The 12,010-nt window shown below is 59.0% G+C and carries 11 protein-coding genes; 5 read left to right on the forward strand and 6 right to left on the reverse strand.

Annotation, left to right across the window (positions count from 1 at the left end):
• Window positions 1-35: 35 nt before the first annotated feature.
• Window positions 36-2,231 carry a TonB-dependent siderophore receptor gene (locus tag DOU54_RS25880; protein WP_113732062.1) on the reverse strand — a complete coding sequence of 732 codons (2,196 nt, stop codon included), beginning with the start codon at window positions 2,229-2,231 and terminating at the stop codon, window positions 36-38.
• A gap of 284 nt (window positions 2,232-2,515) precedes the next feature.
• Here DOU54_RS25880 and DOU54_RS25885 point away from each other — a divergent pair, with 284 nt between their 5' ends.
• Genes DOU54_RS25885 through DOU54_RS25895 form a run of 3 tightly spaced genes read left to right on the forward strand, consistent with a single transcriptional unit; the run spans window position 2,516 to window position 6,089 of the window.
• The gene (locus DOU54_RS25885; RefSeq protein ID WP_035208712.1) at window positions 2,516-3,262 is read left to right on the forward strand and encodes an AraC family transcriptional regulator; all 747 of its coding nucleotides are present in this window, start codon (window positions 2,516-2,518) and stop codon (window positions 3,260-3,262) included.
• Window positions 3,259-4,116, forward strand: a complete 858-nt coding sequence (locus DOU54_RS25890) for an ABC transporter ATP-binding protein (protein WP_113732063.1) — start codon at window positions 3,259-3,261, stop codon at window positions 4,114-4,116. The genes DOU54_RS25885 and DOU54_RS25890 overlap by 4 nt, the downstream gene beginning before the upstream one ends.
• Window positions 4,113-6,089, forward strand: coding sequence for an iron ABC transporter permease (locus tag DOU54_RS25895; RefSeq protein ID WP_113732064.1), 1,977 nt, complete (start codon window positions 4,113-4,115; stop codon window positions 6,087-6,089). Before DOU54_RS25890 ends, DOU54_RS25895 begins: the two co-directional genes overlap by 4 nt.
• A gap of 110 nt (window positions 6,090-6,199) precedes the next feature.
• On the opposite strand, the gene DOU54_RS25900 is transcribed toward DOU54_RS25895, so the two are convergent.
• The 5 genes from DOU54_RS25900 to DOU54_RS25920 form a co-directional block, all read right to left on the reverse strand.
• Window positions 6,200-7,060 (reverse strand): alpha/beta hydrolase, encoded by an 861-nt coding sequence (locus DOU54_RS25900; protein WP_113732065.1) that lies wholly within the window; start codon window positions 7,058-7,060, stop codon window positions 6,200-6,202.
• A gap of 109 nt (window positions 7,061-7,169) precedes the next feature.
• The gene (locus tag DOU54_RS25905) at window positions 7,170-8,090 is read right to left on the reverse strand and encodes an efflux RND transporter periplasmic adaptor subunit (RefSeq protein WP_113732110.1); all 921 of its coding nucleotides are present in this window, start codon (window positions 8,088-8,090) and stop codon (window positions 7,170-7,172) included.
• A gap of 2 nt (window positions 8,091-8,092) precedes the next feature.
• Window positions 8,093-8,299 carry a DUF1656 domain-containing protein gene (locus tag DOU54_RS25910; protein ID WP_022563183.1) on the reverse strand — a complete coding sequence of 69 codons (207 nt, stop codon included), beginning with the start codon at window positions 8,297-8,299 and terminating at the stop codon, window positions 8,093-8,095.
• On the reverse strand, window positions 8,296-10,299 hold the full coding sequence (locus DOU54_RS25915; RefSeq protein WP_113732066.1) for an FUSC family protein: 2,004 nt from the start codon (window positions 10,297-10,299) through the stop codon (window positions 8,296-8,298). The genes DOU54_RS25910 and DOU54_RS25915 overlap by 4 nt, the downstream gene beginning before the upstream one ends.
• The gene (locus tag DOU54_RS25920) at window positions 10,296-10,685 is read right to left on the reverse strand and encodes a hypothetical protein (RefSeq protein WP_223215497.1); all 390 of its coding nucleotides are present in this window, start codon (window positions 10,683-10,685) and stop codon (window positions 10,296-10,298) included. The genes DOU54_RS25915 and DOU54_RS25920 overlap by 4 nt, the downstream gene beginning before the upstream one ends.
• Window positions 10,686-10,740: 55 nt before the next feature.
• On the opposite strand from DOU54_RS25920, the gene DOU54_RS25925 reads away from it, so the two are divergent.
• Together DOU54_RS25925 and DOU54_RS25930 are read left to right on the forward strand one after the other, a co-directional pair.
• Window positions 10,741-11,547: an AraC family transcriptional regulator gene (locus tag DOU54_RS25925; RefSeq protein WP_193603461.1), complete on the forward strand. Its 807-nt coding sequence runs from the start codon at window positions 10,741-10,743 to the stop codon at window positions 11,545-11,547.
• A gap of 39 nt (window positions 11,548-11,586) precedes the next feature.
• On the forward strand, window positions 11,587-11,961 hold the full coding sequence (locus tag DOU54_RS25930; protein ID WP_045531285.1) for a VOC family protein: 375 nt from the start codon (window positions 11,587-11,589) through the stop codon (window positions 11,959-11,961).
• Window positions 11,962-12,010 lie beyond the last annotated feature (49 nt).

Genomic DNA, 12,010 nt, shown 5'->3' on the forward strand with positions numbered 1-12,010 from the left:
CGCGCCACTCAAGAACGATCGTCTGCCTATACCCGCTACCACTTCACGCTCACTGTTCCGACAACGGTCAAACCCTGCCCGTAATAGCACTGCGTGGTGGTGTTGCAACCGGCGACGTAGGTCTTGTCTCCGAGATTGTAGCCGTTGAGCTGGAACGAATAGCGATCATGTTCGTAACGGGCAAAGGCATCGACCAGCGTATAACCGGGAACGAAGAATGAGTTCGCGGTATCCCCGGCAGTCTTGCCGATGCGTCGGACACCACCACCGACTGTCAGCTTGCCGTTCCAGCTGTCCGGCATCGGCAGATCATAACTCACGAACAGCGACTGCTGCTGCTTTGGAACGGTATACGGCATTTTCCCGATCTGGGTGGGCGTCTGGCTCTCGGTTACCACAGGATCCTGCCAGCTCGCCGCCGCAGTAACATTGAGACTGTCCCAAAGGGTGGCGTTGGCCTCCAGTTCGATCCCGCGGACGCGCACCTCGTCAGTCTGGTAATAAACGCCTGCAACACGGTTGACGACATTCTGCTGCGTCGCCTCGAAGCCGGAAAGAGTAAGGCTGAAGTCCTCGCCCTGTGGCGCAAATTTCACGCCGATTTCCTTCAGCTCGCCCTTGGTTGGCTTCAGCGGCGTTGGCGCCAATGTCAGCACCGGAGAGAAGGACGTGGAATAAAGCGCGTAGGGCACAAGGCCGTTATCAAGGACATAAGCGGCACCGACCCTGCCGGTGAAGGCTCTATCGTCCTGCCGGTATCGGGTGGTAAGACCGCTGGCAAGCGTGGTGCTGTCGGAATCGTTGCTGACATGGTCCTGGCGGCCGCCAACCGTCAGTCGAAGCCCGCCGAGTTCCATTTGATCCTGGAGATAAAAACCGACCTGACGCTGCGTCTGATCAAGACGTGTCGTCAGTGCTGCCGGCTGTACGCCAATGCCGTAGACCGGATTGAACAGGTCGAGTGTGGGGCCACTGCGTGATCCTGTCCTGTTCACAAGGTTTTGCCACTGCACGTCGATACCGCCGAGAAGCGTATGGCTGATTGGCCCACTGTCGAACTTGTACTCAAGATTGGTATCCAGCGCCACGGCGTTGAGCGTTGGCTGCGCATTGTAAACGAGGCGTGAAAGCGTGCGCTGGTTGGCGGAAAGGCCGTTGCCGAAAAGGTTTTGATAATTGACGTCCAGATATGAGTACCGGAAATTCTGGCGTAGAACGAGATCGTCGTTAATTGCGTGTTCGAGACTATATCCAATATAGGCCGTTTCCTTGTCGTAAATCGCCAACGAGGGATCGCCGTCCGAAAAGCTGCGCGGTATCGTCAAACCGAGACTATTGGGATAGATGCTCCCGAGTGCTGGAATAAGCGAGGGCACCTGGCCGGCGTCATCCTTCATATAGGCGCCATAGACCGTGAGACTGGTATCTTCATCCGGCGACCACCTGACTGTCGGGCTGATGGCGAAACGGTCGTTCTTGCCGAAATCGTTCATTGTTTCGCTGTCGCGGATAATGCCTTCCAGGCGATAGGTAAGATTTGAATCCGCACCGACAGGGCCCGTGACGTCAAACCCTGCTTCCTTCTGATTATAACTTCCGAAGCGCGCGTAGACTTCTCCGCCAGCGGTCTCTGACGGATCCTTGCTGATCATGTTGACGACGCCGCCGACATTCGTTTGTCCAAAAAGCGCCGAACTTGGTCCGCGCAGCACTTCCACGCGATTAAGGAAGTAGGGTTCCACTCGAAAGCCGGCATAGCCACCGGTCTGGTTTGCAATCTGCGGCACGCGCAAGCCGTCGAGATAGAGATCCGCGCTAAAGCCGCGGATGCTGAAGTAATCCGAACGGGGGTCGTTACCGTAGCGTTGGCCGTTGACGTTCGCGCTATAGAGCAGGCTGTCCGCCACCGTCTGCACGGCTCGATCCGTCATCGCGCCACGGGTAATCACGGAGACGGATTGCGGCGTCTCGGCAATCGCCGTCGTCGTCTTGGTGGCCGAAGCCGATTGCGTCGCAACGTAGCCACGCTGTTCGACACGCGCCCCTTTGGCCGCCGTCTTTCCCTGTACGACGATTGGCTCGAGCACGGTGGACCCATTTGCCTCCTGCGCCTCAACCCTTCCCGGCTGGAGGACAAGCGCTCCCAACGCAACGCCTGACACGAGAAACAGGAGCTGCTGTCTGGTGACGTGGCAGGTTGATGTGCGAAGGCGAAGGTGGGTGTTCTGCATTCGAGGACCTGTGATAGGAATACTGCGTAAAGGCTACTCCGGACTGTCCGCAGTGATTTTCTTTTCCCGCACGCTTGGCCGTTTAACTAGACTTTTTTTATCAGCATTGTCAGGTCAAAATCGAGCTCTTGCGGGCCATTTTGTGGCCCGATACTGTTAAATGATATTATTCTGCTCCATCGGGCCAATTTTTCCTTTTGAAATACGGACGCGACGCGACTATGGCTCTTCCCGTTGGATGCGGCGGCAAGGCCCCGTGAGGAATCCCATTGCCTGGAAACACGATGAAACAGCCGCAAAGGGCAGCCGATCTTCAAAATGTGCCGCGGCCTGTCGCTGCCATGGCGCGGACCTACGAGCAAAGCGTCGATTTTGGCTGGCACAGCCATCGCCGAGGGCAATTGCTCCAGATCATCGACGGCTTCATGACCGCCCGCACCCCCGACACCTCATTCATCATCCCCTGTGGTTACGGTTTGCTGATAACGCCCGAGATACCACATGCCGTCCATTCACACGGGCGGGTTTCCATGCAGTCGGTCTATATCGAGCCGGACCCGGGGATCGCCATGCCGTGGGAGCCGCCACGTGTCATCTCGACCTCGACGCTCCTTTCGGCCACGGTTGGCGCGTTCCTGAAGGAACCAACCCTTTATGACGAAAATGGGCGCGGCGGACATCTGGCAGCTCTGATACTCGAAGAAATTGCCAATGCGGAGGAAGGCCCGTTTGCGCTTCCAATGCCAAGTGACAAGCGATTGCAGCGGCTGTGTCGGGATCTTTCCGAAACCCCATCGCTCGATCTTGATATTGACCGCTGGGCAGACAATCTCGGCATGAGCCGGCGCACCATGACCCGGAAATTCCGAATCCAGACGGGCATGAGTTTCGCCGAATGGCGGCGTCGCTTGCGCATGGCGCATGTCATGCGCCGGCAGGCGGAGGGAGCGCGCCTGGAAGAGGCGGCCGCAGACGTCGGTTATCGCAGCCTGTCCTCTCTGCGCAAAGCCATGCGCGAGGCTGCAGGATGACGGGGCTCGCAAGCAAACAGAAGACGCAGACAATCGCCGCTCAGGCGATTGGTCTCAGCGTCATCTATGATCAGGCTCAAGCGCTTCGGCAGGTCGATTCAATCGCATTCGAAGGCCGTATTACCGTCATATGCGGCGCGAACGGTTCCGGGAAAAGCACGCTGCTCAAATGCCTCGCCGGGCTCGAACAACCGACGGAGGGAGAGGTCCACCTGGCCGGGCAGCAACTCAACGCTTTGTCACGGCGCACCGTCGCCCGTCAGGTTGCCGTCATGAGCCAGACGCCGGAGGTTCCGATCGGTCTGAGCGTCGAGGAACTCGTTGAACAAGGCCGTTATCCTCATCGCCCCTGGCTGGGACGCCTGTCGACACGGGACCGCAGAATTATCGAAAGCGCCATCTTTCGCGTCGGCCTCCAGGACTTACGTGCGCGTCAACTCACGACCCTCTCCGGCGGTGAAAGGCAGCGCGCCTGGCTGGCCATGGCTCTGGCGCAGGAACCGCGTGTCCTCTTTCTTGATGAACCCACGAGCTTTCTCGACATCAGACATCAGGCCGAGCTGCTGACACTCCTGCGCAAACTCAACTCGGTGGAAGGGCTCACGATCATCGCGGTGCTTCACGATCTCAATCAGGTTATGGATGTCGCCGATCACGTCGTCCTGATGCAGAAGGGTCAGGTTCTCGCGGCTGGGCCGACACACCAGGTGCTTCGGGCTGACCTGCTGCGGCAGGCCTTTGAGTGTGACGTCGATCTCGTTCCACATCCCGACGGAAGCGGGCGAACCTATTGCATGGTCGACTGGGTCGGCACCGGCAATCGGCAAAACCGCCCGGCTTCGGCTCAACCATGACTTTGTCTCGCCTCGCCCTTCATCGATTGGCTCCATCCCTTGTCTGGCCCGTTGGCGTGATTCTTTTGCTGCTCCTGGCGGCGCTGGAACTCAGAGTGGGGAGCAGTCTGGTCGGCTGGAGGGACGTGTTTCTTTTTCCGACAGCCCCGGAAACACTCGCGCAGGCAATTCTGGAAACGACCCGGGCGCCCCGTATGGTCGCAGCAATATCAACTGGCGCCGCCCTCGCGCTGGCAGGTTCGGTTCTCCAGACCGTCTTGCGAAACCCTTTGGCGGCTCCGGATATACTGTCCGTTACCAGCGGCGCGCAGCTTTTCCTCGTCGTCTCGACCTTGTTGCTTCCCTTGGCTCTGCCACCCATCATCGCAACAAGCGCAGGCGGTCTGGCCGGCGCAGCTGCATGTCTCGCGCTGGCAGGCGGCTTTCAAGCCGCGCCCGGCCGGCTGGCTCTTTCGGGTATCGCCGTATCACTTTGTTTTTCCGCCATATCATCGGCCATCGTGCTTCTCGCCGACGAACGGGCGTCCGGTCTGTTGCTCTGGTCCTCCGGTATCCTGGACCAGACCGGATGGGCCAGGGTCACCACGGCGATCCCCTTGGTGTTACTTTCTTTCCTGATGCTGATGGTGATGGCGCGCGCCCTTGACTTGCTGGGACTGGGAGATCAGGCCTCGGCCAGTCTCGGGGTGACGCGGGCCGTCACACTTTTCGGTCTGCTCGTCGGCGTTCTTCTCTGCGGCGCCGCCGTTACCCTCGCAGGGCCGATTGGCTTCATCGGCCTTGCAGTCCCGAATGTTTTGCGCGCATTGGGTATAATGCGGCATCATCGCCATCTGCCGCTTTCGATGGTTTGGGGAGCAAACACCCTGCTCGTCGCAGATATCGTCACGCAGTCCCTCGCGCGCAATGGCACGAGCATACCCACAGGCGTTACGGTTGCCTGCCTTGGTGGACCGGCCATGCTGCTCCTGCTCCGGAAGGCAAAGATCGGGGGAGAGCGCCGAATCGGCTTGCCCGTAGGGATAGCGCCCCCGCCCCTGCCCCTTGCCGCGGCAGCGCTTGCCGCCTTGGGCCTGATAGTCATCGCGGCAAGTCTCGCGACAGGCGACGGGCTGTCACTGACGATTGCCGAGGTGACGGGAAACCTCGACCTGCGCGCGCCTCGCCTTCTTGTGGCACTTGGCTGTGGTGCATTGCTGGCTGCTGCCGGCACCGTCCTTCAGGCGGTGACACGCAATCCGCTGTGCGGGCCGGAGACGCTGGGCCTTACACAGGGAGCAGCGCTGTTTAGCCTCGTCGCGCTCCTGTTGGGATTTGCACCCGCAACGCCAACTTTCCAGGCGGTCGCTCTGGCCGGGGCCATTACCGTGCTCTTGCTGCTCCGGTTGCTGGCGCCGAAATATTCTCCCGAGAAATTCGTTCTGGCCGGTGTCGCAATCGCAGCAAGCCTGGGCGCGGCCGCAACGATCATCGTCGTGGAGGCTCGCCTGCAAACGGCGCAGGCACTTTCATGGCTCATCGGCTCGACGCACGCCCGTGGCTACGCCGACGCAGTCGTATTGATGCCATGGGTCTTCGCCCTGTCGGCCACCGGCCTGTTGTTCAGCCGTCATCTTGATGCGTTTTTGCTTGGGGACGAAAAAGCCCGCTCACTGGGCCTCGCGACGGGAAATGCGAGCAAATACGCGATGCTCTATGCCGCCGTCGCGGTGGCAATCGCCGTTTCTTCCATCGGAGCCGTCAGTTTCGTTGGCTTGCTCGCGCCCCACGCGGCTCGGCTCCTTGCCGGAGCGCGCCATGCCAAAAGCCTTCCTGTCGCGATGGCGCTCGGCGCTGTGATGCTCGCTTTCGCCGACACGATCGGTCGCAGCATTATCGCGCCACTTGAACTTCCGGCGGGCATCATCACCGCTATTATCGGTGCGCCCGCCTTTATGCTGCTGCTCCGTTCCGGATTGAGGTCGCGGTCCTGATCGAATGGAAGAGGGCAACTCTATGGTCTCGGGTGTTCGACTGCGGGGCGGTAAAATCCGGCGGCAATGCCCATCGCCTACACAGCAAGGGGCGGACGAAATCGATAGCCTCATGCGGTGAAAAACGAGATGAGCTCATGCGCCAGTTCCGCTGGAGCCTCTTCTGCCATGTGATGTCCGCTGTCTATTCCCAGACCCGAAACGGGAAGGGTTGACCAGGGCTGCCATACCGACAGGACATCTCCGTACAACATTTCCAGATCGTCCTGCAGCGACCGAAGGACATGGAGTGGGCATGTCAGCTTTCTTCCGCAACTTCGATCATCAAGATCGTGGAGATGGTCTATGTGCATACCCGCGCGATAATCACCCAGCATGCCCTGAACAGTCCTGGGGTCTTCGACGGACGAGCGGAAGTCCGCGAAGTTTTCTTTTCCCATCGAAGCCTCGCTCCCGCCATACCATGCCAAGGGATCGGCAAGGATGGCCCGCTCGGGTTTGTCGTGTTGAGCAAAAAAGAACCAGTGCCACCATTGCTGTGCAAAGCGAAGATTGCATCGCTCCAGCGCTTCGAGGATCGGAACACCGTCGAGGATCGCGAGCTTCTCAACTCTTGCCGGGTGGTCCATCGCGGTGCGAAATGCCGTGTAACTTCCACGGTCGTGGCCGGCCAGAAAGAACCGGTCGAAACCGAGATGTTCCATGAGCGCAACACAGTCACGAGCCTTGGCCCGCTTTGACGATGCTTCATGATCATAGGGGTCAGACGGCTTGCCAGACTTGCCAAAACCTCGCAGATCGGGGCAAACAACCGTGAACTTGTCGGCCAGAATGGGAACCACCTTGTACCAGGTTGTATGTGTTCTCGGATGTCCGTGAAGCAGAAGAAGCGGCGGGCCCTTGCCGCCATGGCGAACCCGGAGTGTCGTTTCCGGGACATTGATCATTTCCAGCCTGAAATTTTCAAACATCGCGCTCCCCTTGGATCATGGAACGAACGCTCTCTGCCACCAGCGGTTCCATCTCGGCCTGCCGTGGCTTGGAACCGCGGGTCCCCTCAAAACTCTGCTTCGGTAGCGATCAGGGTGTGATGGCGGAGGGTAACGGATGACGACGTGCCACCCGGTTACTCCTCTGCTCGATCGAAACGGTTGCGGTCCTTCCCGCAACGAGCCGAACCGTCTTTGGGGCGTCATCGATCTCGATCCGCACCGGGATTCTCTGGGCAAGTCGGACCCATGAGAATGTCGGGGCGACGCTTGCCAGAGAACCCGCATTATCGCTTCGCTCCCGATCCTCAATGCCCGCGGCAATGCCCGCAACACGTCCGGTAACCGACTGGGCTTCGCCCATGATACTGATCGTTACCGGATCGCCAATGTGGATCCGGGGGAGCTTCGTTTCTTCAAAATATCCTGCGACATAGACGGATTCTTCTTCCACAAGGGCTCCCACGGCGTTGCCGGAAACGACATAGTTACCCCTGCGCAGGGAAAAGTTGGTGATTGCACCGGATGCCGGTGCCCTGACCGTTGTGCGCTCCAGGTTGAGCCTTGCCAGATCCCGGGCAACCAGCGCAGATTGATAGGCGGCCTCTGCCTGATACATCCGGCTTTCCGCGTACTGACGCTCCTTGAGGCTTGCCGCCTCCTTTGATGCAAGCAGTTGATACCGTTCGAAATCGGTTTTCGCCAGCTCCGCCGCCGCCCTTGTCGCTGTTACCTGCGCTTCTGCCTCGCGCAGCGCGAGCTCGAAGCGATCTGTTTCGATGCGAAACAGCGGCGTACCTTTCTCCACCTGTGCATTGTCCGACACCAGAACCTCGGCGACAGCCCCGGAAACATCTGGTGCCAATCGCATGATATCCGCCCGGACATGGGCATCACGCGTCCATGGTGCCTCCATGTAGAAAGACCATAGGTGCCAGCCCAGCACCGCAGCGCATCCCGTCATGGAGAGGGTGAGAAGCATTCGACCCGCGGTAAACGTCAGATTTTTCATGATCATGGAAACCAGTCGATAGCGGCAGAAAATCCGCCGACAAGGGTAATGTAAAGCGCAAGGTTGAACAGGGAGCGGTGCCATACCATCCGGTAAAATCCCATCTTTTCGAGAAGTGATGTGAGAAGACGAAATCCTGCATACGCAAACAATGCGAGCGCTGCGAACGAGGGCAGAAAAATGCCATAGAGATCGAGCTGTTCCTTCAAGCGGCTTTCCTCCAAGACCCGGGTATCTGGGGAACGGGCGCGTCAGCGTCCGGTGCAATGCACAGGCGAAGAGCAGCGGCGCGCAGCAGAAGTTCGTTATCCATCACGGTGATGGCCGCAGGAGAAAGGATCATATCATCCAGCGCCCGGACGGCGCTTTCCAGGATTTTTCCACCTTTACCGGCACGGCCGCGGTATAGAATTGTGACCGCCCGAAAGACCGGTTGTGCAGCAAGGTGAATACCGTTAGAAACCTTGGGTAAAAGCTCCTGCATTGCAATCAGATGCAGCCCTGCCCGGATATCCCTTAACGGGTCATAGCCGCCGACCTCCGACACCGGAGGCAGTTTCGCCAGTCTTGAGGCGAACAGGCCGGCAACGTCAATCATGCGATAATGGGCGGCGAGAATGTCGGTTTGTTTACCAACGGCGATGTTCGCGACATGTTTCCGGACAACAGAAAGAAGCCTTCTCGCATTTGTCTCAACTCGCACGGATCGAAAGAGGCCGCAAACCGCGATCGTCCAGACCATTGCGAGTATGGTCGCCCCCGCGGCATTCACGAATGTGCCGAAGTCTGTCGCGGGATATGCCTGAAGGGTGAGAAGAAGGGGAAAGTTTATGCAAAGCCCCATGCCGACAATGGCGAGTGAAGGCACTGCAAGACATATGCCCGCCGGTATCAGAAACAGCCCCAACGCAGCAGAGAGCGATGCAAACCCGTCGATTACCGGAAGGACTGCAAAGCCGTAGACGAATGCCGCAATGGCTGCACCGATCGTCACATTAACAAACTTGCGCATGGCAGGAACCGGGTCGTCCATGGTGGCAAGGAGGCAGCAAAGGACACCGGATATCTGGGCGAAGGTAACTCCGTCGGACCAGCCGGTGGCGATCCAGAAGAAGAGCGATGTTACGAGGCATACTGCAACCGCCACCGACGACAGCCACGCCATTCCGATATCGCGATGCGGTGCGGGCGTTCTATCAGGCGCGCGGGCGCCTCTTTCTCCGTTTTCATCTTCAATGGATTTTCGAAGAGTAAGGCACTCGTCAGAGAGCCGGGAAAAAGTCCGCAAGTCTCGGGCGAAATTGACAAGGAGGAGTTTTTCCCATGTCGGCAGCGAGGCGGGGAAGGCCAGCGCACCGATCGTGGAGAAGGAGCCTCCCGGACGCGAATCCGCCTCCGCGACTATCGCCAATGCCTTGTACCGGCCGGCAGGGTCCAACCTCCCCAGCGATCGTCGCAAATCCTCAAGTTCGCTCAGTAGGGGCAGGAAGGAAACCATCCGGTGCTGCAGCGACTTCACCAGCGCCACTCTGCTTCGGTATCTGGATCCGTCATACTGAAGATGCACCGCGAACGACCGCAGATCGGCCGCCTCCCCCGCCAGGGCGTGGCGTTCCATCCGATTTTGGGTTTCGTCCATTTTGCCGGTTGCTGTGACTTCGAAAAGCTTCTGCGCCCTGGCCATCCATCCATCGATCCGGTTGAGAAGCGCTGTCCCCACGTGAACCGGAAAAACAACGTGACTGACAATCGACGCGCATATGATCGCGAGCCCGATCTCTTCGGTGCGGGAAACGACAATATCGAAGGTGTTTGCCGGGGCGTTGACGAGCGGCAGTCCTGCGAGAAGAACGGTATAGCCGGCTAACAGAAAAACATAACTGCGTGGTGTGCGATCGAGAAGACTGACAAAGGTGCACCCGGAGACCCATACGATGATCGCGCCGGAAAGCAATATCGGTTCGTTCACAAGGTTCGGGACCATGAGGATCGTCGCACCGCCGCCGATGACCGTGCCCAGAAGCCGATATACCGATTTCGACGATATCGCACCGGAGAGGGGATGAGCGACAATATAGACGGTTGCAACTGCCCAGGACGGTCGGTTCAAATCGAAGCTGATGGCAACAAGATATGCCAGCATGGCCGCAAGGAATGATTTCAGCGAAAAGACGACGTTCCCGCTGGTGACAACTGGCCGGCTGCTCACACCGCATCCTCCGGCGCGGGGGCGCTGCGCTCAATGCCTTGTTTATTGCTGGTGATCTCGTCTGCGAGGCCATAAGTCGCTGGCGACACATAACAAAAGAAGGGTACGGCGAGGCAGGCGTGCAGATAGGCTTCGGCCGGGTCGGCGGACTCACCGGGCGACATGGCCGGTGGATGGCGGGCAACGAGCGCTCGGGCTTTCGAAACGAGCCCGTCTGTCATCTTTTTCAGCACCGTAGCGCGGGCCAACCTTGCTCCCGGTCGTAACGGGAGAAGGACGCAGAACCCGCGAGGTCCTTTCAGGGGAAGACGAAGTTCAGTCCGGATAATATCCGACCACCAGCGGTCGTCGTATTTTTGAAGTGCCATAATCTTCTTCTCCAGCATCTTTCCGGATGACCCTATCGACAAAACCGGAAGAAGAATTTAGATATTCTCTCTAATGATCACTAAATACCACCAGGCGCCGATATCCCTGTCCGGCGCCCTCGCCGACCATGATCTCGAAAGCTCCTCGTCGCGCGTTCGCGCTGTGAGGATCGACGTGTCGCAGAACGAACGCGAGGCTCCGGAACACCAGCACCGCAAGGGCCAGCTTGTCATGCCTCTGCGGGGAGGCGTGACATGCCGCGTCCCAAGCGGCATGTGGATGGTTCCGCCTCATTGTGGCGTCTGGGTTCCAGGAGGCATGCGTCACAGCAACGTCGCGACCGCCAACGCGCGTTTGTTCTTCCTGTTCATCGAGCCGGGGGCCGCCGATCTGCCGAACCGGTGTTGCACGCTTTCCCTGTCCCCGCTCGTCAGGGAGTTGATCATCGAGATGGCCGACCAGTCCGCAGTGGCGACTGCTGACTCGGAAGTCATGGCAACGCTGCTTCTGTCGGCCTTGTCGCGGATGCCGGTTGAGCATCTTCATCTGCCGGTGACGGATGAGCCCCGGCTTGCACGCATTGCATCGGAACTGGCGGAAGATCCATCCGACCGTAGTACGATAGCACAATGGGCAAAACGAATGGCGATGAGCGAGAATTCGCTTGCCCGCCTCGTCCAAAACGAGACGGGCCTGACCTTCGGCCGCTGGCGACAACAATTGCAGGTGATTGTCGCGATCCGAAGCCTTGCCGCGGGGGCAACGGTGCAGCAGGTTTCGGGCGATCTAGGATATCAATCCGTGTCTGCGTTCATAACCATGTTCAAGAAGGCGCTTGGCACATCACCTGCCCGATATCTGGGAAATTTCGACCGCTGAACGTCAAAAAACACCGCAACACCTGAGAGGAGATAAAACATGTTCACCCACATCATGATCGGCAGTAACGACCTGGAGCGGGCCAGGAAATTCTACGATGCCGTCTTTGTCGCACTGGGCGGCAAGCCCGGCGAAATGGATGCAAGAGGCCGACTGATTTACGCCCATGAGGGTGGGCGGCTCATGATCACGAAACCGATCGATGGCAAGCCGGCGACTGCTGCCAACGGCGGAACGATCGGTATTGCGGCGGCGACCCCCGATCATGTTCTAGCCTGGCATGCCGCCGGCGTCGCGCATGGCGGCACGGCAATCGAGAGCCCGCCGACGGCGCGTCCGAACGGCGCGTTCGTCGCATATCTTCGCGATCCCGATGGAAATAAACTGACTGCGCGGACCCCTCCGACGACATGAGGCAGCCAACCTTGCGCTCGGTCGGCTATAGAAATGAAGCAAATCGGCC

The organism is Agrobacterium sp. MS2, from assembly GCF_003261015.1.
In the GTDB taxonomy this organism is placed as follows: domain Bacteria; phylum Pseudomonadota; class Alphaproteobacteria; order Rhizobiales; family Rhizobiaceae; genus Agrobacterium; species Agrobacterium pusense.